20 protein-coding genes and 1 pseudogene are annotated in these 23,582 nt (G+C 67.9%); 7 read left to right on the top strand and 14 right to left on the bottom strand.

The window, feature by feature from the left end:
* Window positions 1-59 precede the first annotated feature (59 nt).
* From QM682_RS07290 to fabF, 8 genes are all read right to left on the bottom strand, one after another.
* Window positions 60-1,226 carry a phage major capsid protein gene (locus QM682_RS07290; protein WP_415128280.1) on the bottom strand — a complete coding sequence of 389 codons (1,167 nt, stop codon included), beginning with the start codon at window positions 1,224-1,226 and terminating at the stop codon, window positions 60-62.
* Window positions 1,227-1,248: 22 nt separating this feature from the next.
* A complete protein-coding gene (locus QM682_RS07295; protein WP_415128281.1) occupies window positions 1,249-1,800 on the bottom strand; it encodes an HK97 family phage prohead protease in 552 nt (183 codons plus the stop codon).
* A gap of 1 nt (window position 1,801) precedes the next feature.
* Window positions 1,802-2,035, bottom strand: coding sequence for a GTA head formation protein, RCAP_rcc01685 family (locus QM682_RS07300; protein WP_415128282.1), 234 nt, complete (start codon window positions 2,033-2,035; stop codon window positions 1,802-1,804).
* A 1-nt stretch (window position 2,036) separates the two neighbouring features.
* Entirely contained in the window at window positions 2,037-3,236 is a 1,200-nt protein-coding gene (locus QM682_RS07305; RefSeq protein WP_415128283.1) for a phage portal protein, read from the bottom strand.
* 148 nt (window positions 3,237-3,384) lie between these two features.
* Window positions 3,385-4,725: a DNA-packaging protein gene (locus QM682_RS07310; RefSeq protein WP_415128317.1), complete on the bottom strand. Its 1,341-nt coding sequence runs from the start codon at window positions 4,723-4,725 to the stop codon at window positions 3,385-3,387.
* A complete protein-coding gene (locus QM682_RS07315) occupies window positions 4,676-5,140 on the bottom strand; it encodes a permease (protein ID WP_415128284.1) in 465 nt (154 codons plus the stop codon). Before QM682_RS07315 ends, QM682_RS07310 begins: the two co-directional genes overlap by 50 nt.
* Before the next feature lie 159 nt (window positions 5,141-5,299).
* Window positions 5,300-6,481, bottom strand: a complete 1,182-nt coding sequence (gene mltG, locus QM682_RS07320; protein ID WP_415128285.1) for an endolytic transglycosylase MltG — start codon at window positions 6,479-6,481, stop codon at window positions 5,300-5,302.
* Window positions 6,478-7,740 carry a beta-ketoacyl-ACP synthase II gene (gene fabF, locus QM682_RS07325; protein ID WP_415128286.1) on the bottom strand — a complete coding sequence of 421 codons (1,263 nt, stop codon included), beginning with the start codon at window positions 7,738-7,740 and terminating at the stop codon, window positions 6,478-6,480. Before fabF ends, mltG begins: the two co-directional genes overlap by 4 nt.
* Before the next feature lie 241 nt (window positions 7,741-7,981).
* On the opposite strand from fabF, the gene QM682_RS07330 reads away from it, so the two are divergent.
* The 5 genes from QM682_RS07330 (at window position 7,982) to QM682_RS07350 (ending at window position 13,646) form a co-directional block, all read left to right on the top strand.
* Complete coding sequence (locus tag QM682_RS07330; protein ID WP_415128287.1) at window positions 7,982-9,151, top strand: toxic anion resistance protein; 1,170 nt, start codon at window positions 7,982-7,984, stop codon at window positions 9,149-9,151.
* Window positions 9,148-10,188 carry a DUF2927 domain-containing protein gene (locus QM682_RS07335; protein WP_415128288.1) on the top strand — a complete coding sequence of 347 codons (1,041 nt, stop codon included), beginning with the start codon at window positions 9,148-9,150 and terminating at the stop codon, window positions 10,186-10,188. Before QM682_RS07330 ends, QM682_RS07335 begins: the two co-directional genes overlap by 4 nt.
* 91 nt (window positions 10,189-10,279) lie before the next feature.
* Window positions 10,280-11,413 carry an SPFH domain-containing protein gene (locus QM682_RS07340; RefSeq protein WP_415128289.1) on the top strand — a complete coding sequence of 378 codons (1,134 nt, stop codon included), beginning with the start codon at window positions 10,280-10,282 and terminating at the stop codon, window positions 11,411-11,413.
* 10 nt (window positions 11,414-11,423) lie between these two features.
* A complete protein-coding gene (locus QM682_RS07345) occupies window positions 11,424-12,707 on the top strand; it encodes a zinc ribbon domain-containing protein (RefSeq protein ID WP_415128290.1) in 1,284 nt (427 codons plus the stop codon).
* Between the two features lie 15 nt (window positions 12,708-12,722).
* A complete protein-coding gene (locus QM682_RS07350; protein ID WP_415128291.1) occupies window positions 12,723-13,646 on the top strand; it encodes a carbohydrate kinase family protein in 924 nt (307 codons plus the stop codon).
* A gap of 212 nt (window positions 13,647-13,858) precedes the next feature.
* On the opposite strand, the gene hflX is transcribed toward QM682_RS07350, so the two are convergent.
* The 5 genes from hflX to QM682_RS07375 form a co-directional block, all read right to left on the bottom strand.
* Window positions 13,859-15,166, bottom strand: coding sequence for a GTPase HflX (hflX, locus tag QM682_RS07355; RefSeq protein WP_415128292.1), 1,308 nt, complete (start codon window positions 15,164-15,166; stop codon window positions 13,859-13,861).
* Entirely contained in the window at window positions 15,167-15,400 is a 234-nt protein-coding gene (gene hfq, locus QM682_RS07360) for an RNA chaperone Hfq (RefSeq protein ID WP_017999735.1), read from the bottom strand.
* 102 nt (window positions 15,401-15,502) lie between these two features.
* Window positions 15,503-17,125, bottom strand: coding sequence for a potassium transporter TrkG (locus QM682_RS07365; RefSeq protein WP_415128293.1), 1,623 nt, complete (start codon window positions 17,123-17,125; stop codon window positions 15,503-15,505).
* The gene (trkA, locus tag QM682_RS07370) at window positions 17,125-18,501 is read right to left on the bottom strand and encodes a Trk system potassium transporter TrkA (RefSeq protein WP_415128294.1); all 1,377 of its coding nucleotides are present in this window, start codon (window positions 18,499-18,501) and stop codon (window positions 17,125-17,127) included. The genes QM682_RS07365 and trkA overlap by 1 nt, the downstream gene beginning before the upstream one ends.
* A gap of 125 nt (window positions 18,502-18,626) precedes the next feature.
* Complete coding sequence (locus tag QM682_RS07375; RefSeq protein WP_415128295.1) at window positions 18,627-19,103, bottom strand: aminoacyl-tRNA deacylase; 477 nt, start codon at window positions 19,101-19,103, stop codon at window positions 18,627-18,629.
* A gap of 199 nt (window positions 19,104-19,302) precedes the next feature.
* On the opposite strand from QM682_RS07375, the pseudogene QM682_RS07380 reads away from it, so the two are divergent.
* Together QM682_RS07380 and QM682_RS07385 are read left to right on the top strand one after the other, a co-directional pair.
* Window positions 19,303-19,530 (top strand): annotated as a pseudogene (locus QM682_RS07380) (glycosyltransferase); the annotation flags it as partial.
* A gap of 25 nt (window positions 19,531-19,555) precedes the next feature.
* The gene (locus tag QM682_RS07385; RefSeq protein WP_415128319.1) at window positions 19,556-20,131 is read left to right on the top strand and encodes a glycosyltransferase; all 576 of its coding nucleotides are present in this window, start codon (window positions 19,556-19,558) and stop codon (window positions 20,129-20,131) included.
* On the opposite strand, the gene putA is transcribed toward QM682_RS07385, so the two are convergent.
* A complete protein-coding gene (gene putA / locus QM682_RS07390; protein ID WP_415128296.1) occupies window positions 20,128-23,556 on the bottom strand; it encodes a bifunctional proline dehydrogenase/L-glutamate gamma-semialdehyde dehydrogenase PutA in 3,429 nt (1,142 codons plus the stop codon). The two genes, QM682_RS07385 and putA, sit on opposite strands and share 4 nt — an antisense overlap.
* Between the last annotated feature and the right edge of the window lie 26 nt (window positions 23,557-23,582).

A 23,582-nucleotide genomic window follows, 5' to 3' on the forward strand; every position in this document is an offset into this window, starting at 1 on the left:
CGGACAGCTGCTCAGCCGGTTGGGCGGACATGGCCCGCGCGGCCCCCCTTCGGCCTAGATCAGCCGAAGACCATCAACTTGATCGCACGGGCGTCGGTGACGCCGCCGCCGATACGTTTCGTGGCATAGAACAGCACATGCGGCTTGGCCGAGAAGGGATCGCGCAGCACGCGCAGATCGGGACGCTCGACGATCGTATAGGCCGATCTGAAATCCCCGAACGCGATCGAGGCCGACCCGTTGGCGATGTCCGGCATGTCCTCGCAAAGCAGCACGGGATAGCCCAGAAGCTGCGGAGGCTGGCCCATGGCCAGGCTGTCCGACCACAGGAAGCGACCATCCGTATCGCGCATCTTGCGAACCGCCGCGGCGGTTTTCGAATTCATCACGAAGCTCGCATTGGCGCGGTAGTGCGCGCCAAGGGCATAGACCAGATCGATAAGCGCATTGGCCGGATTGGACGCCGCGAAATCGCCCGTCGCACCCGAGGGGATGGTGCCGATCTGCACATTCGTCGCCGAGGCATTCGCCGCCCGCGCATGGGTCAGAAAGCCGCGCGGCTTGTTCACGCCGTCGCCGCTGATGAAGGCCGTCGCCTCGGCACGGGCGAAACGCTGCGCGATCGAGTTCGAAAGCCACGCCTCGATGTCGAAGGCCGCGTCGTCCAGCAGCCGCTGGCTGGCCTTCGGCATGGCCGAAAGCTCATAGACCGGGATCTGGATGCGCTGCACGGTCGGAGTGGCGGTCTCGGCCTGGGCGGTGGCCTCGACCGACCAGCCGCTGGCGATATCCCCCATATCGACCAGCATCTCGAAAGTGGCCGATTCCACCGTCACCACATTGGCCACGCGGCGCAGCGAGGCCATCGAGTTCAGCAAATCCTGCACTTGCAGCGACACGGTGGGCGCCGCCAGAAAACCGCCGTCCGAGGTCGTGGCCATGGCCTTGCCCTCCAGCGGCAAGCCGCGCAGCGCGGCATCGTCGCCATGGCGGATATAGGCGTCGAACGCCTTCTGATGGGGCGCGCCGGCATCGGCCTCAACCGACAAAGGGGCGCGGCCCCGAACGATCGTCTTGCGGTCCAGCATGGTCATGCGTTCTTCCTGTGCTTCCAGTCGTTTCTGAATGTCGGTGCGGAAACTCTTGAGTTCGTTGACGAACCCCACCATCTCGCGTCCCAGTTCACCGGGCGTCCCTGCCCCGGCCACGGCTTTCACCTCGGTCATGTTCCCCTCCTTGCGGTGAAACTCATTCGGCGCGCAGCGCCAGCGTCGCGGCCCGAAAGGCCGCCGCCATTTCCTGCGCGCCACTCTGTGGCACGTCCTCGGACTTGCGCCCGACCTTGGCCTCGGCCAGCATCGGGAAGGTGACCAGCGACACCTCCCACAACTCGACCTCGCTCAGCAGGCGGCGCCCCCTGCCGTCGCGCTCCGCTGAAATGGTGCGGTAGCCGATGGAAAGCCCGTCGATGGCACCCGCGGCGATCAGCGCCGCGGCCTCGCGGGCCTGGGCAATCTCGGGCAGCAGGCGGCCCTTGACCCACAGCCCCTTGTCGTCCTCCCGGATCTCGTCCCAGACGCCGATGGGGCGGGCAGGGTCGTGCTGCCACAGCATCCGCACCTTGTCGCCCCGCGCCTCCAGCCGCTTGAGGCTGGCGGCATAGGCACCCTTGACGACCACATCGCCACTCTGGTCGGTCAGCCCGAACAGGCTGGCGTAACCCTCCAGCATGGTCCCGTCCGAAACCAGCGAGGCTCCCGGCGCGTATTTCAACTCAAGCCCATAGTCCGTTGAACTCATTTCATCCTCCTTTCGGGGTATAGGCCAGGATCGACTGCACGGCCTGGGTCAGGATGACCGCGACGACACCGTAGACGGTCATCCACAGCCGCCGCTCCAGCCCTTCGATCAACCCCTCGATCCGCTCCAGACGACGCTCGACCTGACCGAATTGCAGGGCCATGATCCGCTCCTGAGTGTCGAAACGCTGATCGTGCCAGTCGAAAGGCTCCTTCAGAAAGCGCGAGCCCTCCATCTCAGCCCTCCAAGGCCAGAGGCGGCAGACCCAGCGCCGCCCGCTTCTCGGCATCGGTCAGGAAAGCGGCCTCGCCGACGCGCTTCCATTGCTGGTCGCGCTCCTCGGACAGGGCGGGCACCTGATCGGGATCGGGGCGCAAATCGACCTCGGCGCCCAGATGCTCGCTCATCCACCAGGCCAGCGCGCTTGCGACCCGCGTGATCAGCGGCAGGACCGTCAGCCGGTAAAAGGCCCGATGCGCCTCGGCGTAATTGGCATAGGTGGCCTCGCCGGGAATGCCCATCAGCATCGGCGGCACGCCGAAGGCTTGCGCGATCTCGCGCGCCGCCGCCAGCTTGGTCTGGTGAAACTCCATGTCGCTGGGACTGAAACCCATGGGCCGCCAATCCAGCCCCCCCTCCAGAAGCATCGGCCGGCCCGCATTGCGCGCACCCTGGTGATGCATCTCCATCTCGGTCACCAGGCGATCATATTGATCGGCCGACAGGCTGCCCTGCCCATCCGCCCCCTTATAGACGATCGCGCCCGAAGGCCGGGCGGCATTGTCCAGCAGCGCCTTCGACCAGGCCGAGGCGCTGTTATGCACATCCAGCGCCACCGCCGCCGCCTGCATGGGCGACAGGCCATAATGGTCGTCCAGCGGATGGAAACTGCGGATATGGCAGATGGGATCGGGACTTCCGGTCATGTCGAAGCGGAATTTCCGCCCCCCGACGCCATATTCAAAGGCCACGGGCCAGCCGTCCGGCCCCGGCACCACGGCCATCCGGTCCGAGCGCAGCACATGCAACTCGGCCGGCAAGCCCTTGGCACCCTCGCCCACAGCCTCCAGATATCCATTCCCGCTCAGCAGGATCTGGCCGATCAACGCCTCGAACAGTTCTGCCCGGCCCTGGCCCGGATTGGGCCTCCGCAACAGATCCAGAACCGGATGCAACTCATAGCGGCGCTCGCGGTCCTGACAGATCAGCGGGACAGCGGCAGCGGCCTCGGCGATCAGGCGCACGGCGCGGAAGCCGACGGGATTGCCGACGAACCCGCTCTGCGTCAGGCTGAACGTGTCGCGCGCGGACCAGACCGCCCGGCCCGAACCCGAGGCAAGCGCGACCAGCTTGCCCGTCGCGCTTGCCTTCGTCTCGACCGGAGCAGGTTCCGCGACGGCCGGCGCCACAGCCCGGCCGAACCAGGGAAAAGCCATGGTTTTCCTCCTGAAATCCCAACGAAAAAGGGCCGCGTCAACCGCGACCCCCGCGGACCCCCAAGGCCCGTCTTTCTTGTCCAAATATCCCGGGGGAGCGTTTTCGAGGCCCCATTGAGGGGCCTCGAAAACGCGGGGGCAGAGCCCCCTACAGCCCCCGCACCGAAGGCCGGCGATAATGCGCGCCCGGCTCGATGATCAGCTCGTGAATGGCCCAGACCAGGGCATCCAGCCGGTCGGGCGAACCCTTGCCGTCATAGCCCCCGACGGTCATGCGACACATCTGGTCCTCAAGCGCGCCCAGGCCATGCAGGTGACGCACCCGGCCCTGCTCGTAAAGCGCCGCGACCGGCTCGGCGCGCAGCCCCTTCCCGCGCGCAGCCCGCAAGGCCCGGAAGGGGACCAGCGGATCGATCTGGCGGATCACGCCCTCGACCAGATCACCGCCCTGGTTCACCTCGGCCACCAGCCGCTCGGCCCCGTGCCGGTCCATCGCGGCAATGGCGGCGCGCGCCCAGTCCGTCGGCCCGCCCCTCACGCTCGCATCCTCCAGCACATAGGCCCGCCATTCGCCGACCGGCCCTTCCGAGACGACACCCGCCACGACGATCCCGCATTCGTCCGCCCCCACGCCCCCCGTCACCGCCGGATCGACGGCGACGACGATACGCGACAGGCGCGGAGCCTCGGCCACCCGGCAGGCTTCCAGCCCCGCGCCAGACCACAAGGCCCCCTCGACATCCTCCAGCAGCAGCCCCTCAAGCTCCTGCCGCCCCAGCCGCGTGCCGGCATAGCGGCTTTCGACCTCGGCCAGAAAGCTCTCGGCCAGATAGGCGCGGTTCGCATCCGTCGGCGCATGGGTCGTCACGGTCGAGGCATTGCCCAGAATGCGCTTCAGCACAGCCACGTTCCGGGGCGTCGTGGTCACGACCTGCTGCGGATGCGCGCCCAGCCGCAGCGCGAATTGCAGCATGTCCCAGGTCTCTTCGGCCTTCCTCCACTTGGCCAGCTCATCGACCCAGGCCGCATCGAATTGCGGCCCGCGCAGAGCCTCCGGCTCATGCGCCGAATAGACCTGCGCGGTCGCGCCATTGGGCCAGAGCAGCCGCCGCCGCCCCGCCTCCCAGACCGGCCTGCGGTCGGGCGGCGAACAGGCCAGGATGCCCGACTCGCCAAAGACCATCACGTCGCGCGCCTGATCGAAGGTCTCGCTGACCAGGGCCACGCGATGGGCGCGGCCCGGCGCATCGGGCGTCGCGCCCTCGACCTGCACGCGCACCCATTCGGATCCGGCACGGGTCTTGCCCGCCCCGCGCCCCCCCATGATCACCCAGCTTTTCCAGTCGCCCTCGGGGGGCAGCTGATGCGGCAGGGCCCAGAACTCGAACAGCCAGGGCAGGCTCGCCAGCGCATTGTCGCTGAGGCCGCCCAGGAATTCGTCAACCTCCTCCGGCGCGGCGCAGGCAAGCCAGGCGGCGCCCGACTTCATCTCTTGCCGCGACAAGGTCGAGTGCGCCTGCACCGACCTGTCCGGCAGCATCTTTGCGTAGCTTGTCAACCTTGTTCCTTTCCTCCAGCACCAGATGGGCCGCATCCCGCAGGGTGCGGACCAGCTTGCAGGATTCCTTTACTTCTTCGGTTGCTCCCGCCTCGATCTTACGCCGAAGCAGGTCCAGATCCGCGGCATAGGACAGGAAAAGCCCCTCCGCGATGTCCAGCACATTGATGCCCGGCGCCGCATCGGCGCCGGGCATGATCGGCCCTTCCGAAGGCTCGCGCCCCGGATCGAAGTTCACTGTCATTCCGTATCGCCCTGCCCCTCGTGTGCCTGTCCGCACGAGCGAGACATGAAAAAAGCGGCCTCGGATCTTTCGACCCGGCCGCTTGCCCATTTCTCCCAGCATGTATAATTTCTACTTTAGAGCGTTCGATGAGTCAACGCAAAACCAAAGGTTGATAAACCTTCCATTCATTTCCCTTGAAAAACAATTTACTGAACCGCGCAACACCCCCAGCGCGCGCTGTTGCAACGGGGGCGCCAAGGCCCCCCGCCGCGCCCGAATCTATTCGCCCTGAACCGGGGAAAGCTGCTCGCCACGCTGCTTTTCGATCTGGCGCCAGCGCGCGACATTGGCGTTGTGCTCGGCCAGGGTGCGACCGAAGGCATGGCCGCCGGTGCCATCGGCGACGAAGAAGATATAGTCCGTCTCCTCGGGGTCCAGCGCCGCCTGGATCGAGGCGCGGCCCGGATTGGCGATGGGCGTCGGCGGCAGGCCCTTGATCTGATAGGTGTTCCAGGGCGTGCGCCGGCGCAACTCGCTGCCGCGGATGCCGCGGTCCAGGACGCCCTTGCCCTCGGTGATGCCATAGATCACGGTCGGGTCGGTCTCCAGCCGCATGCCCCGCCGCAGCCGGTTGACAAAGACGCTGGCCACCACGCGCCGTTCGTCGGGAACGGCGGTTTCCTTCTCGATGATCGAGGCCATGATCAGCGCCTCTTCCGGCGTCTGATAGGGCAGGCCCGTCTCGCGCGCGTCCCAGGCTTGCGTCAGGTAAGCCGCCTGCCGCCGCGCCATCTCGTCCAGAAGCTTGCCGCGCTCGGCGCCCTTCTGCACGTCATAGGTATCGGGGGCAAGGCTGCCTTCGGCGGGCACCTTGGCCACATCGCCGCTCATGAATCCGGCCTTTTTCAGCCCGTCCACGACCTGCCAACTGGTCACGCCCTCGGCCACGGTCAGGCGGATGCGCAGGTCGGAACGCGCCTCGGCGGCGGTGATCGCCTCGGGGGCGGGCTCGACGCCGGGAACGTATTTCGCCTGCTCGGCCATCTGTCCGCTGGCGGGATCGGTGTCGCGCAGGATCACCGAATTCTCGCGCACGCCGATGCGATAGATCAGTTCGGCTCCGCAGGTGCTGGGTCCGCCGGCGGTGATCGTGGCGACGATCTGCTCCATGCTGGAATGCGGCGCCACCAGATAGGCGCCGTATTTCAGGTCCCGCGCCTTGCCGGCGTAATCGGCGCCCGCGCGAAAGATATAACCGTTCGAGACCGCGCCCTGCTCTACCAGTTGCTGGCTCACCGCGCTCAGGCCGGCGCCGGGCGCGATGCGCAGACACGAGGCGACCGCATTCGGTCCGGGCGCGGAATATTGATGCTTGGCCCAGGCCACCGCCGCCGCGACCGCGATCAGGATCACGATCAGCAGCGTCAGGAAATTCGCGGCGACGTGACGCCAGAAGATCATTCCGCCACGCGTCCCATCACCAGGCTGGCATTGGTGCCGCCAAAACCAAAGCTGTTCGACAGCACATGATCCACCTTGCGCCGCACGGCGGCATTGGCGGCCAGGTCGATGGCCGTCTCGCGCGCCGGCTTGTCCAGGTTGATCGTCGGCGGGCAGATCTGATCGCGGATCGCCAGGATGCAGAAGATCGCCTCGACCGCGCCCGCCGCGCCCAGCAGATGCCCGATGCTGGATTTGGTCGAGGACATCACGACATTGCCCGCCGCATCGCCCAGCATCCGCTCGACCGCACCCAGCTCGATCACGTCGGCCATGGTCGAGGTGCCATGCGCGTTGATGTAATCCAGATCGCCGGGGCCGATCCCCGCCCGCTTCAGCGCCGCCGTCATGCTGCGGAAGCCGCCGTCGCCATCCTCGCTGGGGGCGGTGATGTGATAGGCGTCGCCCGACATGCCATAGCCCAGGATCTCGGCATAGATCCTGGCGCCGCGCGCCTTGGCGTGCTCGTATTCCTCAAGCACGACGACGCCCGCGCCCTCGCCCATGACGAAACCGTCGCGGGCCTCGTCCCAGGGACGGCTGGCGGCCTTGGGATCGTCCTCGCGCCGGGTCGACAGCGCCTTGCAGGCGTTGAAGCCCGCGACGCCGATCTCGCAGATCGGGCTTTCGGTGCCGCCCGCGACCATGACATCGGCATCGCCCAGGGCGATCAGCCGCGCCGCGTCGCCGATGGCATGCGCCCCGGTCGAACAGGCCGTGACCACGGCATGGTTCGGACCCTTGAAGCCGAAGCGGATCGACACCTGCCCCGAAACCAGGTTGATCAGCGCCCCCGGAATGAAGAAGGGCGAGACGCGCTTGGCCCCGCGTTCCTTGATCAGGACGGCGGTATCGGCGATCGAGGACAGCCCGCCGATCCCCGAGCCGATCATGACCCCGGTGCGCTCGCGATCCTCAAGGCTTTCGGGCGCCCAGCCGGAATCCCTGACCGCCTGCTCGGCGGCGGCCATGCCGTAAAGGATGAAATCGTCCACCTTGCGGCGGTCCTTCGGCTCCATCCAGTCGTCGGGATTGAAGGTGCCGCCGCTGCCATCGCCCAAGGGAATCTCGCAGGCGTATTTCGTCACGACCCCCGAGGTATCGAAGCGCGTGATCGGACCGGCGCCGGATTCTCCGGCCAGAAGACGGCTCCAGGTCTCCTCGACCCCCGAGGCCAGCGGCGTGACCATACCCAGCCCGGTGACGACTACTCTGCGCATAGACGGCTCCTTACCCCTCGTTCAATCGGGCAGGTTCTACACGCCGCCCGCGATCTGCGCAACGCAAAGCCTGCCGCCGCCCCCGCCCGCGACTTTCCGCGCATGCGGCGCGATTGCAACGGTCGGGCGCAAGATGGGCCGCCTTGGACGCCATTCCCGCCCCCGCGCGCCGGGATGGCGTTGTAACCGCGCGGATTCCGCCTATTCTGCGCTTGGTCCTGAACCAGCGAAGGACGACCGCATGACCGACAAGACCCAGGCCAGCGCCAAGGCCGCCATGGCCGAGATCCGGGACGTGACCGCCGTGGCCCTGCCCGAGCCGCCGCCCGCGCAGCCCGACCTGGCCGCCGCCCGCCCCGAGGTCGCGGACGAGATCCTCCGCCGCATGGCCGAGATCGACATCCGCGACAGCGGCTCGATCATCCATTTCGGCGCCCGCGCCCAGAACGAATTGCAAGAGATCAGCCAGGCCATGCTGGCGGACGTGAAGAACAAGGACGTGGGCCCCGCGGGCGAATCCCTGCGCGAGATCGTGACCACGATCCGGGGCTTCTCGCTTTCGGAACTGGACACGCGCCGGGACAGAAGCTGGTTCGAGCGTCTGACCGGCCGCGCCGCGCCCTTCGCGAAATTCGTGGCGAATTACGAACAGGTCCAAGGCCAGATCGACCGCATCACCTCGGAACTGGACCAGCACCAGCACCGGCTTTTGAAGGACATCCGCTCGCTGGATCTGCTTTACGACCGCACGCTGGCCTTCTACGATGAACTGGGCCTCTATATCGCGGCGGGCGAGGAAAAGCTTGCCCAGATCGACCACGACGAGGTTCCCGCGCGCGAGGCCGCGATGCAGGCCGCCCCCGAGCCGGACAAGGTGATGGCCGCGCAAGAGCTTCGCGACCTGCGCGCGGGCCGCGACGATCTGGAGCGGCGGGTGCATGACCTGAAACTGACCCGGCAGGTGACGATGCAATCCCTGCCCTCGATCCGGCTCGTTCAGGAAAACGACAAGTCACTGATCACCAAGATTAATTCTACGCTGGTCAATACCGTCCCCCTGTGGGAAACCCAGCTTGCCCAGGCCGTCACCATCCGCCGCGGCGCCGAGGCGGCGGCGGCGGTCAAACAGGCCAACGACCTGACCAACGACCTTCTGACCGCGAATGCCCGGAACCTGCGCGATGCGAACGCCACCATCCGCACCCAGGTCGAGCGGGGCGTCTTCGACATCGCCTCGGTGCGCGCCGCCAATGCCGAACTGGTCGCCACCATCGAGGACAGCCTGCGCATCGCCGACGAGGGCAAGGCCCGCCGCGCGGCCGCCGAAGAGGAACTGCGCCAGATGGAGGGCGAACTGCGCCGCACCCTGTCCTCGGCCAGCGCCAGCCAAAAAGGCCAGACCCCATCGTGACCGCCCTCGCCTTCCCGTCCTCGCGCCCGACCGCCCCCTTGCTGGCGCTGGCCTGCATCGCGCTGCTGGCCGGCTGCGACGGCGCGCCCAAGGTCGACAGCGCCCCACCCGAGGAGGTGATCGGCGCGGCCGCGCCCCGGCCCCGGCCCAGCGACATCCGCCAGGCCGCGCTTCGCCGCGACCGGGCCGCCAGCGCGCGCGAGGCGCGGTTGGCCGCCCAGACCGCCGCCGATACCCCGGCCAGCCGCCAGATGCGCGCCTATCTGCAAGGGGTCGAGAAATCCCTGATCGGGCGCGGCCTGATGCGCACCGATGGCGGGACCGAGATCGCGATGACGCCCGAACGGCTGGCCGATGATTTCGTGCTGGTCGCGCTGCATGACGAATATACCCGCCAGAACGGCGAGTTGATCGCCAACTCGATCCCGGCCCCGCTGCGGCGCTGGGTCAATCCGGTGCGGATGCGGATCGAATTCGGCGCCTCGGTCGCGCCCGCCCAACGCAGCCGCGACCGCGCCGACATCGCCGCCTATGCGGCGCGGCTGCAAGCGGCCACGGGGCATCCGGTCTCGCTCGGCGCGGGGGACGGCAACTTCACCATCCTGATCCTGTCCGAGGACGAGCGCCACGACATGGCCGAGCGGCTGGCCGCGCTGGTGCCCGGCATCCCGCCCAGCGACGTGAACGCGCTGGTGCATCTCTCGCCCCAGAACTATTGCACGGTCTTCGCCTATTCGCGCGGCAGCGCCTCGACCTATGCCCATGCGGTGGCGCTGATCCGCTCGGAAACGCCGCAGCGGCTGCGGCTATCCTGCGTGCATGAGGAATTGGCCCAGGGCATGGGGCTGGCCAATGACAGCCGCCTGGTCCGCCCGTCGATCTTCAACGACGACGAGGAATTCGCCTCGCTGACCCCGCATGACGAGCTTTTGCTGAAGATCCTCTACGATCCGCGCCTGCATCCCGGCATGACCGAGGCCGAGTCCCGCCCCATCGTCCTTCAGATCGCCCGCGAATTGCTGGCCGCGCAAAGCTAAAGCCCAAGGCGGGGCATCGGCCTTTCGGCTTGACGCGCCCCCCGCCTGCGGCACTATCGGCACAAGCGTTTTTTGCGAGGGACAGCGGGTCATGGGCATCTTCGACATTCTGGGCGGCGAATTCATCGACATCATCGAATGGGTGGACGATTCGCGCGACACGATGGTCTATCGCTTCCCGACCGTGGGCCGCGCGATCAAATACGGCGCCAAGCTTACCGTGCGCGAAGGGCAGGCGGCCGTCTTCATCCATGAGGGGCAGTTGGCGGACGTGTTCCAGCCCGGCCTGTATATGCTGGAAACGAACAACATGCCGGTCCTGACCCGGATACAGCATTGGGATCACGGCTTCCGCAGCCCCTTCAAGTCCGAGATCTATTTCGTCAACACCACCCGTTTCAACGACCTGAAATGGGGCACCAAGAACCCCGTGATAGCGCGGGATCCCGAATTCGGCCCGGTCCGCATCCGCGCCTTCGGCACCTATTCGATGCGCGTGACCGATCCGGGCAAGTTCATGACCGAGATCGTCGGCACCGACGGCGAATTCACCCGCGACGAGATCGCCTTCCAACTGCGCAATATCATCGTGCAAGAGTTTTCGCGCATGATCGCGGGTTCGGGCATCCCTGTCCTGGACATGGCGGCGAATACCGGCCAACTCGGCGGGCTGGTCGCCAAGGCCATCGCCCCGACCATTGCCGGATACGGGCTGAGCATCCCCGAATTCTATATCGAGAACATCAGCCTGCCCGACGAGGTCGAGAGGATGCTCGACAAGCGCACCTCGATGGGGATCGTGGGCGACCTGGACCGCTTCGGCCAATATGCCGCCGCCGAGGCGATGCTGAACGCCTCGAACCAGGCGGGCGGCATGGGCGCCGGAATCGGCGCGGGGCTGGGCGCGGGGCTGGGCGCCGCCATGGCCCAGCAGCGCGGCCCCTGGGGCGCGATGCCGCAACAACAGCAGGCCCCGGCGGCGGCGGTGCCCCCGCCGCTTCATCCCGAGACGCTCTGGCATATCGCGGTGAACGGCGCGGCCCAAGGCCCCTACGGACGCGCGCATCTGGGCCGCCTGGCGGCGCAGGGCGGCTTCGCCCGCGATACGCTGGTCTGGACGCCCGGACAGGACGGCTGGAAACCAGCCGAGGAAATCGCCGAGCTGGCCCAGCTCTTCACCGTCGCGCCGCCGCCCCCTCCGCCGCCGCTTCCGCCGGGGCAATAGGCAGGGCGCCATGCCGACGCCCCCCTCGGAATATCGCTATCCCTGCGAGAATTGCGGCGCGAGCCTGGAATTCTCTCCCGGCCAGCAAAGCCTGGTCTGTCCCTATTGCGGCCATGCGCAACAGATCGGCCCCGGCGCCGCCCGCGCCCCCTCGCGCCAGCAAAAGGACGGCCCCTGGGGCGAACGCGCCATCCTGCAAGATCCCGCCACGGGGCGGGCGTTGCAATGGGATGCCAGCCACAAGGCGCCCGAACTGGTCGAACTGCCGCTGGAACAGGGCCTGCGCCTCGACCGCGACAGCGACCTGACCGAGACGCTGCGCACCCTCTCCTGCCCGAACTGCGGCGCCAAGGTCGAGATCACCGACACCCGGCACGCCTCGGCCTGCCCCTTCTGCGCCACGCCCGTGGTGACCGATACCGGCACCACGCGCCAGATCAAGCCGCAGGGCGTGCTGCCTTTCGTGATCACCCAGGACCAGGCCAGGGCGGCGCTGGAAAGCTGGCTCAAGGGGCTGTGGTTCGCGCCCTCGGGGCTGACGGCCTATGCCCGCCGGGGCAAGCGGCTCAGCGGGGTCTATTCCCCCTTCTGGACCTTCGACGCGGCGACGCGCTCGGCCTATGCCGGCGCGCGGGGGGATTGGTATTTCGAAACCGTCTGGGTCACGCGCGAGATCAACGGCCAGCGCCAGCAGGTGGCCGAGCAGGTCCGCCGCACCCGCTGGACCCCGGTGCAGGGCCAGGTCGCACGCGTTTTCAACGATGTGCTCGTGCTGGCCTCCAGTTCTCTGCCGCGCCGGATCACGGATGGGCTGACGCCCTGGGACCTGTCGCACCTGATGCCCTATCAGCCCGCCTTCCTGGCCGGTTTCCTGGCCGAGGGCTACACCATCCCGCTCTCCTCGGGCCATGACATCGCGCGCCAGGAAATGGCCGGGGTGATCGCCATGGACGTGCGCCGGGCCATCGGCGGCAACGAACAACAGATCTCGTCCATCCAGACCCGCCACGATGCCGAGACCTTCAAGCATATCCTGCTGCCGGTCTGGACCGCGGCATATCGCTATAACGGCAAGAGCTACCGATTCGTGGTCAATGGCCAGTCGGGCCGGGTCCAAGGGGAACGGCCCTGGTCGGTCTGGAAAATCGCGCTGGCTGTGCTCCTGGCCCTGGCGCTGGCCGCGCTCTTCGTCTGGCTGCATGACGGGGTGAATGTCAGCTTCGGGGGCAGCGACATCATGCCGGATATTTCCATCCGCGACGGCTACCGCTATCAAAACGGCCACGGACCATAAAGGGAGGGGACGAAGATGATCCTTTGCGCGGGCGAATCCTTGATCGACATGGTGCCAGAGGCGGGGGCCTTCCGCCCCCTGTCCGGCGGCGCCGTCTACAATACCGCGATCGCGCTCGGCCGCCTGGGCGCGCCGACCGGCTATCTCTGGCCAATCTCGCGCGATCCTTTCGGCGAACAGCTCCTGCGCCCCCTGGCCGAGGCGGCGGTGAACACCGATCTCTGCCCGCGCTCGGACAGGCCGACCACGCTGGCCTTCGTCACCCTGATCGGCGGCGAGGCGCGCTATTCCTTCTATGACGAAGGCTCGGCCGGCCGCATGCTCGCCCCCGAGGACCTGCCCCCCATCCCCGATGAGGTCGGCGCCCTCTTCGTGGGCGGCATCAGCCTGGTCCCCGATCCCTGCGGCAGCGCGGTCGAGGAACTGGTCCGGCGCCTGCGCCCCCGCATGCCGGTGATGATCGACCCGAATATCCGGCCCTTCTTCATCCAGGACGCCGAAGCCTATCGCGCCCGCCTGGACCGCCTGCTGGCTCAGGCGGATATCGTCAAACTCTCGGCGGACGACCTGGAATGGCTGGCCCCCGGACAAAGCTTCGCCGAAGCCGCCGAACGCATCCTTGCACAGGGCGCGAAACTCGTGCTGCAAACCGGCGGCGCCGAGGGCGCGACCGCCCATTGGCGGCAAGGCGATCCGGTCAAGGCCCCCGCCACCCGCGTCGAGGTCGCCGACACGATCGGTGCCGGCGATACGTTCAACGCGGGCTTTCTCGCCGCGCTGCATCAAAGCGGCGCCCTGACCCGCGACGGCATCGCCGCCCTCACCTCCAGGACTCTGGCCCAAGCCCTGACCATGGGCACCCGCGCGGCGGCGATCACCGTCTCGCGCCCCGGCGCCGACCCGCCCTGGGCGCAGGAACTCGCGGCCCTGCCCGCGTGACCCAGGATCGGCCGCCCCCAAAGCGGCCGATGCCCTTCGCGGCCCCGCATACCCCGAAAACCGCGCCACCCGAGCAGCCGTCGGTCAGGGCGCGCTCCATCGGCTTTCTTCGTTTCCAAAATACCCAAAGGACAACGCCACCGGCACCGCCGCATGGGTATTTGGAAAACGAAGAAGGCGGGCTGCGGCTTTTTCCCGGCGACGCCCGCGCTTCAGAGCGCCTCGAAGGCCGCCTGCTGGCGCGCGGTCCAGCGCAGGGTCAGGCGGATGCCATCCTCGCCGGTGCTCTCGGATCGCACCACCCCGGCTTGATGCAGCCAGGCGCGGCGGCGGCCATCATGGAGCGGCAGCAGCAGTTGGGCTTCGACCAGCGGCTCGTCCAGGGCTTCGGCCAGGCGGGTCTCGACGGCGGCCAGAAGATCTTCCAGCCCCTCGCCCGACAGGGCCGAGATCGCCTGCACGCCCTCGGTGCGCGCATCCGTGCGGCGCAGGGCGGCGCGGGTCTCGGGGGTAAGCGCGTCGATCTTGTTCCAGACCTCGATCAGGGGCACGTCATCCTCGACCCCCAGGCTTTCGAGGATCTCGCCCACGTCTCCGGCCTGTTCCTCGGTCTCGGGGTGAGAGATGTCGCGCACATGCAGGATCAGATCGGCCGCCAGCACTTCTTCCAGCGTGGCGCGGAAGGCCGCGACCAGTTCATGCGGCAGATCGCTGATGAAGCCGACCGTATCGGACAGGATCACCCGCCGCCCGCCCGGCAGCACCATCTGGCGCATGGTCGGGTCCAGCGTCGCGAAAAGCTGGTCCCTGGCCATGACCTCAGCCCCGGTCAGCAGGTTGAAGAGCGTGGATTTTCCCGCGTTCGTATAGCCGACCAGAGCCACGATCGGATAGGGCACCTTGGCGCGGGCCTTGCGGTGCAGTTCGCGGGTCTTGACCACGCGCTCAAGCTGGCGGCGCAGGCGGATCACCTGTTCGTCGATGGCGCGGCGGTCGGCTTCGATCTGGGTTTCGCCCGGACCGCCGACAAAGCCGAATCCACCGCGCTGGCGTTCGAGGTGTGTCCAGGCGCGCACCAGCCGCGTGCGCTGATAGGCAAGCGCGGCCAGTTCCACCTGCAACACCCCCTCGCGCGTCTGGGCACGGTCGGCGAAGATCTCCAGGATCAGCCCGGTCCGGTCCAGGATCTTGACGCCCCATTCCTTTTCCAGGTTGCGCTGCTGGACCGGCGTGACCGGCCCGTCGATCAGCACCAGTTCGGCCCCCTCGCCCCCGGCGACGGCGGCCAGGTGCTGGCCGATTTCCTCGCGCTTGCCCTTGGAGAGCAGCATGCCGGCATCGGGCTTGCGCAGCCGCGCGACCTCGGCGCCCGTGACATCGATCGCGGGCAGGGCATGGGCCAGTGCCACGGCCTCTTCCAGCGCCAGCTCGGGCGAGCGGCGGGTGCGAGAATTACCCAGATCGGGATGGATCACATAGGCGCGCGTCGGGCGTTCGCGCGTTTCCGACGGTTCGGCCAATCAATCCTCGCCATCGTAAAGGCTGATGGGTTGCCCCGGCATGATGGTAGAGATCGCGTGCTTGTAGACCAGTTGCGACTGGCCGTCCCGGCGCAGCAGCACACAGAAATTATCGAACCAGGTGATCACGCCCTGAAGCTTCACGCCATTGATAAGAAAGATCGTGACCGGAACCTTGCCCTTGCGGACATGATTCAGAAAAGCATCCTGGAGATTCTGTTTATCGCCGGCCATTGCAAGCACCTTGTTCTTATCTCGGGTTTTCAAGACTTAGGCGAGGCCACGGGCGCTTGCAAGCCAATCATCCCCAAGGCCCGCGCCACTGTGACAAAGCCGCTAGCGACGCCAATATTCTGGCGAAAGCAGCGCCAGGATAGCCAGCGTCTCGACGCGGCCGACGATCATCGCGCCCGCGAGCACGCCCTTGGTCAGCGCGGGCAGGCCCGCCCAGCCCTCCCACGGGGCGCCGGCCATGCCCGCGCTGCCCTGGAAAGTGGGCGTGGTGGGAATCACCCCGGCAAGCTGGCCGGTATTCGTCAGCGCCGAAATCGACAGGATCGTCGCCGAATCGAACTCGATCTGCTGCAGCGAGACGAGCATCACCACCACCGCGATGGAACTGGCGAAGAGCATGAAGAAGATGAAGGCCAGATAGGCCCCCTCGCCCCGCAGCCGCCGCGCCATCAGCCCGCCGCCCCCGATCGAGTTCGGATGCACGATCTTTTCCAGCTCGCGCTGGGAATGCCGAGCCAGGGCATAGACGCGCAGCAGCTTGACGCCCCCCGCCGTCGTGGCGACACCGCCGCCCATCATCGCCAGCCCCGCCAGCATCAGCCCTGTCGAACTGATCCCCGACCAGTTCCGCGCGCCCTGCCATTCGACCGAGTTCCAGCCCGTCGTCGTCAGATAGGAAAGCGCGTTGAAGACCCCGCCCCAGCCCGCCGAAGCCGCACTGTCGAGCGTGGCCAGCGCGCCCCGCGCGCCGCCCGGCGCCACCCCGATCGCCGCGATGAAATGGCGCAGGAACAGCGCGGCCGAAATCACCAGCACCACCCCGGCCGCCAGCCGCAATTCTGGATCGCCGATCCAGCCCGCCGTGGCCTGAAGCTCTCCTCCGCCGGGCCAAAAGCGCCGCGAAAGCGCCGGAAGCAGAAAGAGGAAGATCACCATTTCGCCCAGGATACCGCTTTGCTGGCCGGCGGGACCCGGCCCCGGACCGATCCCGCTGGTCGAAAGCGTGCCCATGGCGCGGGTCAGCGCCACAAGCCCTACATCCCCCAGCATCAACAGCAGCACCCACATCAGAAGCGTCAGCCCCGCGTAAAGCGGAAAGACCTGCTGGAAGGCCCGCACCACGCGATGCACCGGATCGACCATATCGCTTTGCAGCGAGGGCAGCGAAAGATGCGTGACCATGCCTGACGACCGGGCCGAGCCCGGCAGCCGCTCGAACCGCTCATTGCGGCCATAGGGCGAGGCCAGGATCTCGAACCCGCCGACGCGCAGGGGCGCCAGAAGCGAGGTGGCCGCGATCAGCATGAAAAGCCCCCCCATCCAGCCCACCAGCCCACGCCAGAGGTTCAGCGGGTCGGCCAGCCTTTGCGTGTCGTAAAGCGAGGCGCCGGTGGTGGTCAGGCACGAGACCATCTCCCACCAGGCGTTGAAGAAGCCGGTATCGGGCAGCGACAAAAGGAAGGGCGTGGCCATGACGCCCGGCAGGCCCACCATCGCCCCCAGCATGGTCAGAAGCACGCTGCGCGGCCCGGCGCTTTCCGGCTTGCCCGCCGTCGCAAGGGCCAGCAGCACGCTGAGGATCAGGAAGATCCCGGCGCAGCCCAGAAAGATCGCGCCGACATGGTGCTGGTCCAGCGCATGGGCGTAAAGCCCCGGCACCGCCATGGCCAGCGACACGAAGCCGGCCAGGATCACGAGCAGCGGCAGGCGCACCAGCATCCGCATCAGAAAAAGTCGATCGAGACCTGAAGCAGGCCCTCGACCTCGGGAATGTCGGAGGCCAGGGCGAAGATCACCACGATATCGCCCTCTTCGATGCGCAGGTCGCCCACCGGCTTGATCACGCGCCCGCCTTTCTGGACCGCGCCCAGAAGCACGCCCTCGGGGAATTCGATGTCGCGGATGGGCCGCCCGGCCAGGGGCGAGGTCGAAAGCACCTGCGCCTCGATCACTTCGGCCTCGGCGTCGCCGATGGAATAGATGTCGCGCACCCGCCCGCGCCGGATATGGCGCAGGATGGTCGAGACCGTCGAGGCGCGCGGATTGATGAAGGCGTCGATGCCCAGCGGGTCCATCAGCGACATCAGCGTGGGATCGTTGATCAGCGAGATCGCAAGCTTCGCCCCCGCCTGCTTGGCGCGCACGGCGGCCAGGATGTTGGTCTTGTCGTCATCCGTGATCGCCAGAACCGCGTCGGCGCGGGGCACGGCGGCCTCTTCCAGCAATTCGGCGGAAAGCCCGTCGCCGTTCAGCACGATGGTCCGCTTCAGCGCGTCGGCCGCGTCCTCGGCACGGGCGCGGCTTTTCTCGATCAGGCGCACACGCACGCGCTCGGGGCGGGCCTCCAGCGCCTGGGCGACGGCCAGGCCCACATTTCCCGCGCCGATGATGACAATGCTGCTTTGCCGCTCGGCGGGCTTGCCGAAGACCTCAAGCGTGCGCGGCACGTCCTCGGTCCGGGTGAAGACATAGATCTGGTCGCCCTCGAACAGCTGGTCGCCCGGCTCGGGCGCGAACAGCTTGCCCGCGCGGCGCACCCCCGCCACCAGCGCCGAAAGGCTGGGAAACATCTCGTCCAGTTGGCGCAGGGGCGTATTCAGCACCGGGCTGTCGGCATCCAGCAGAATGCCCAGAAGATGCAGCTTCCGGTCCAGGAAGGTTTCCGCATCGAAGGTCGAGGGTGCCGAGAGCCGTTGCAGCGCCGCCCGCGCCACCTCGCGCTCGGGGCTGATGACCACATCGATGGGCAGGTGGTCGGTGCGGTAAAGATCCGACCAGATCGCATCCAGATAGGCCGAGCTGCGCAGCCGCGCGATCTTGCGCGGCACCTGGAAGACCGAATGCGCGACCTGGCAGGTGACCATGTTCACCTCGTCCGAATGGGTGGCGGCGATGATCAGGTCGCAATCGCGCGCGCCGGCCCGGTCCAGCACATCGGGATGGCTGGCGAAGCCGGTGACGCCCTGGACATCCAGCGCGTCGGTGGCGCGGCGGATCAGTTCGGCATCGGTATCGACGATGGTGACATCGTTACGCTCGCCCGAAAGGTGGCGGGCGATGTGCCAGCCGACCTGCCCCGCCCCACAGATGATGATCTTCATGCCGCTCCTGTCGCCTTCGCCGATGGCCCGCCTCCAATCCTAGCGCGGGGCGGGACGGGCGGATACGGGAAAACGCGCAGCGGGGAAAGGCGCCCCCCGCCGTGGCATGGCGGCGAAGGATCGCGCTAGTCGGCGCAGAGCATGGCGCGGATCGCCCCCGCCGCCTCGACCGCGTCAGCGGGCGCCAGCCGCAGCATCAGCCCGCGCCTGCCGCCGTTCAGGACGATCAGCGGCGCCGTCAGCGCATCGGCCTGAAAGGCGGTCGGCACGCGGCGTTTCTGGCCAAAGGGGCTGATGCCGCCGGTATGATAGCCGGTCAGCCGCTCGGCCTTGTCGGGCGGCATCATCCGCGCGGCCTTGCCGCCGAAGGCCGCGGCGACGCGTTTCATCGACAATGTGCGGTCCGAGGGGATCGCCGCGCAGGCCGGCTTGCCGTCGACCTCGACCATCAGCGTTTTCAGGACTTGTCCCGGCGGCATGCCGATGGCCTCGGCGGCTTGCAGCCCGACGCGGTCCTGGCCGGGGGCATAGGCATATTCCAGCACCTGGAAGGCGATGGCGGCGCGGGTCAGCGCATGGGTGGCGGGGGTGGCTGTGGACATTGTCGCCTGACTGTTCGAACATGCCATGCCTGCCTTGCACATGGGCGGATGGCAAGGCGAAGATCGCAAAGCACGCCGGTCGCGCGGGGCCCGCGATGTCTGGACCGGGGCTCTGCCCCGGACCCCGGGATATTTGGACAAGAAAGAAGGGCGGATGCGATGCGGATCGTGCCGCCCCGGGAAACGAGAGTGAGACGCAATGGACATCGTCGGAATCTGCCGCTTTTCCCTGCTGGGACGGGGCGACTGGAAAGCCTATCAGGACAGGCCCGAGGAGGAGATCGAGCGGATCGCGCTGGAGCAGGCGGCGCTGTTGTTCGCGCCCGAGCGGATGGAGGCGCGGCTGCGGAGCTTCGAGCATCTGACGCTGGCCTCGATGCGGGCGCAGACCGACCAGGATTTCCGCTTTCTGGTGCTGGCCTCGGAGTTGATGCCGCCGGGATCGCGCCCGGCTGGAGGCGATCTGCGCCAGGGTGCCGCAGGTGGTGTTGCGGTTTTTCCCGATCACCTCGGTTTCGGAGGCGCAGGGCGCGGTCTTTGCCGAACTGGGCCTGCGCCTGGGTCAGGTATTGCAGTGCCGGCTGGACGACGACGATTGCCTATGCGTCGACTTCATCGAGCGGATGCGGCGCAATACCGCGGGGATGATGAAAAGCGGCCTGGCCTTTGCCGCCAGCATGCGCGGGGTGATGTATTGCAAGCTGGCCGGTCCGACAGCCGGGATCTATGACTGGCCGGTGGCGTTTTTCAGCGCCGGGGCGGCGCTGCGCCATCCGACGCGCTGCGTGTTCGATTTCGGGCATTTCGGTCTGGCGCAGCGTTTTACCAGCATCACCATTCCGGGCCGGCTGGCGCTGGTCACCAACAACGGCACGAACGACACGGATTTCACCCCGATGATGATCAGGCGCCGCAACATGGTCCTGATGCAGCCCGAGGCGATCGACGCGGCGGTGGCGCGCAATTTTCCCTTCCTGGACCGGCAGGCCCGCGCATTGGCGGGCCTGCCGGAAAGTGTCGCGCCCTAGCCCGCCAGCAGCGCGGCGTTGCCGCCGGCCGCGGTGGTGTCCACGCACAGATGGCGCTCATGCGCGACATGGGCCTGGTCGGGCATGGCGGTGATCAGCGGGCGCAGTTCGGTCTGGCCCGAGGCCAGCGCCTGGGCAAGGCCGCGCCCGGTCTCGACATCGCCCCACCACAGCACCGCCGAGAAGCCCCGCGCCGCCGAAAGCGTCTCGGGCGCCAGGGTCTCGGGCGCGGCGATGGCCGTGCCGCCCAGGGCGCGCACGGCGCTGATCTGGGCCGCGCGGGCGCTCTCGCCCGGGCCCAGGCACAGGACCGGGGCGCGGTTCAGAAGCGTCAGGCGGTTCATCTCGCCGGTCGGGCCGGGCATCAGGCGGTGCGCGATCTCGGCCACGGGCGCCGGGGCCAGGCCCTTGAGGTCACTTACGATGTCGCTGGCGGGCAGGACGGCATGGGGCAGCGCGTCCTCGGGCAGGCGCGGCGCATAGAAGCGGCCCAGGTAAAGCGGCCCGCCCGCCTTGGGACCAGTGCCGGAAAGCCCCTCGCCGCCAAAGGGCTGGCTGCCCACGACCGCGCCGATCTGGTTGCGGTTGACATAGATATTGCCCGCATGGATCGCGTCCGTGACCTCTTGCACGCGGCTGTCGATCCGCGTGTGCAGGCCGAAGGTCAGCCCGTAGCCGCGCGCGTTGATCGCCTGGATCACCCGGTCAAGCTGGCCCGAGCGGAAGGTCGCGACATGCAGGACCGGGCCGAAGATCTCATGCGAAAGATCGTCGATCCCGCCCACCTTCAGCAGCGTCGGCGGCACGAAGGTGCCCGCCTGGGGCGCCGCCACCGCATAGGCCACGCGCTTCTGGTTCTGGCGCAGATAGTCCAGGATGCCGTCGCGCGCCTCGGCGTCGATCACCGGGCCGACATCGGTTGCAAGCGCCCAGGGGTCGCCCACGACCAGCTCGTCCATGGCGCCCTGGATCATCTCGATCAGATGCGGGGCGATGTCCTCTTGCACATAAAGGCAGCGCAGCGCCGAGCAGCGTTGCCCGGCCGAGCGGAAGGACGAGGCCACGATATCGCGCACCGCCTGTTCGGGCAGCGCCGTCGAGTCGACGATCATCGCGTTCAGCCCGCCGGTCTCGGCGATCAGGGGCGTGCCCGGCTGCATATGCCGGGCCATGGCGCGGGCGATGATGCGCGCCGTGTCGGTCGAGCCGGTGAAGACCACCCCGTTCACCCGCGCATCCGAGGTCAGCGCGGCGCCGACCGTGCCGCCCTGCCCCGGCAGAAGTTGCAGCGCGCTGGCCGGAACCCCCGCCTGGTACAGCAGCCGCACCGCGATGGCGGCGATCAGCGGCGTCTGTTCGGCGGGCTTGGCCAGGACCGCGTTCCCCGCCATCAGCGCGGCGGCGATCTGGCCGGTGAAGATCGCCAGCGGGAAGTTCCAGGGGCTGATCGCCACGATCAAGCCACGCGGCGCGTGGCGCGTCGCCTCGCCCTCGGCGGCGTAATAGCGCAGGAAATCCACCGCCTCGCGCAATTCGCCCACCGCATCGGGCAGGGTCTTGCCCGCCTCGCGCGCCAGGGCCGCGAAGATCGGACCGAAGTTTTCCTCGTAGAGATCGGCGGCGGCGCGCAGGATGCGGGCGCGCTCGGCCGGGGGGGCGTCCCAGATCCGGGCGTCCGCGATGGCGCGGGCGGCGGTCTCGGCATCGGCCTCGGTCACATGGGCGACCGTCTCGCCGGTCGCGGGGTTCACCACGGCAAGCGTCGCACCCGTGGGTGCCGATACGGTCAGCGGCGCGGCATCGGGCAGCGGGCCGCCGCGCGCGTCCTCGATCCGCGCCAGCAGCCCGGTATCGCTGAGATCGAAGCCGCGCGAGTTCTGCCGCTGCGCGCCGAACAGCGCCTGCGGCTGGACCAGACCCGCGGGTGCCCGCGCGCCATCCAGCAACGCGATGGGATCGGCGGCCACTTCCTCGGGCGGGATCGATTCGTCCACGATCTGGTTCACGAAGCTGGAATTCGCGCCGTTTTCCAGCAGGCGGCGGACCAGATAGGCCAGCAGGTCGCGATGCGCGCCGACCGGCGCATAGATGCGGCAGCGCCCGTTGCTTTCGCGCAGCACGATGTCATGCAGCCGCTCGCCCATGCCATGCAGGCGCTGGAACTCGAACGAGATGCCGCCGGCCTCGTCCACCATCTCAAGGACGGCGGCGACGGTCTGGGCGTTGTGGGTGGCGAATTGCGGATAGATGCGGTCCGCATATCCGATCAGCTTGCGCGCATTGGCGATATAGCTGACATCGGTGGCGACCTTGCTGGTGAACAGCGCGAATCCCGGCAGGCCCTCGACCTGGGCGCGCTTGATCTCGCTGTCCCAATAGGCGCCCTTGACCAGGCGGACCATGATCCTGCGGTCAAGACCCGAGGCCAGTCCGTAAAGCCAGTCGATGACCAGCCCGGCGCGCTTGCCGTAAGCCTGCACGACCACGCCGAACCCGTCCCAGCCGGCCAGCGAGGGATCCGACATCACCGCCTCGATCACCTTCATCGACAGGACCAGCCGGTCCTGTTCCTCGGCGTCGATGTTCATGCCCATGCCGGCGGCCTTGGCGGCGCGGGCAAGCTTCAGCACAACCGGCACCAGTTCGGCCAGCACGCGCGGTTCCTGCGCCACCTCATAGCGCGGATGCAGCGCCGAGAGCTTGATCGAGATGCCCGGATTCATCTGCACCGAGCCCTTGTCGCAAGCCTTCGCGATCGCGGCGATGGCCTTTTCGTAGTCGCGGGCATAGCGCGCGGCATCGGCGCCGGTCATCGCCGCCTCGCCCAGCATGTCGTAGCTGTAGGTAAAGCCCTGCGCCTCGCGGGTGCGGGCACGGTCCAGCGCCTTCTCGATGGTCTCGCCCAGGACGAACTGGCGGCCCATCTCTTTCATGGCGCGGCCGACGGCGGTGCGGATCACCGGCTCGCCCAGCCGCTTGAGCGCGCCGCGCAGCGTGCCCGCGATGCCGCCCTGATCGTCGTCCAGGACCTTGCCCGTCAGCATCAGGGCCCAGGTCGAGGCGTTCACCAGTGACGAGGACGCCTCGCCCAGGTGCCGGCCCCAGTCCGAGGGGGCGATCTTATCCTCGATCAGCGCGTCGATGGTATGACGGTCGGGGACGCGCAGCATCGCCTCGGCCAGGCACATCAGCGCCACCCCTTCGCGCGTCGACAACCCGTATTCGGACAGGAAATGCTCCATCAGGCTGGGCTTGGCCTCGGCGCGGATGCGGCGCACCAGATCGGCGCCGCGCGCGGTGATGGCGGCGCGGGCCTCGGGCGTCAGCGCGGTCTCGGCGACCAGGCGCTGCGACAGCTCCTGCTCGGGCTGGTATTTGGTGGCAAGACCAAGCTGATCATAGGCAATGGGGGCAACGGGGGGCATCATCTTCTCCTGTGGCGTAGCGGCTC

Source organism: Paracoccus sp. (in: a-proteobacteria) (assembly GCF_047605025.1).
Lineage (GTDB): Bacteria > Pseudomonadota > Alphaproteobacteria > Rhodobacterales > Rhodobacteraceae > Paracoccus.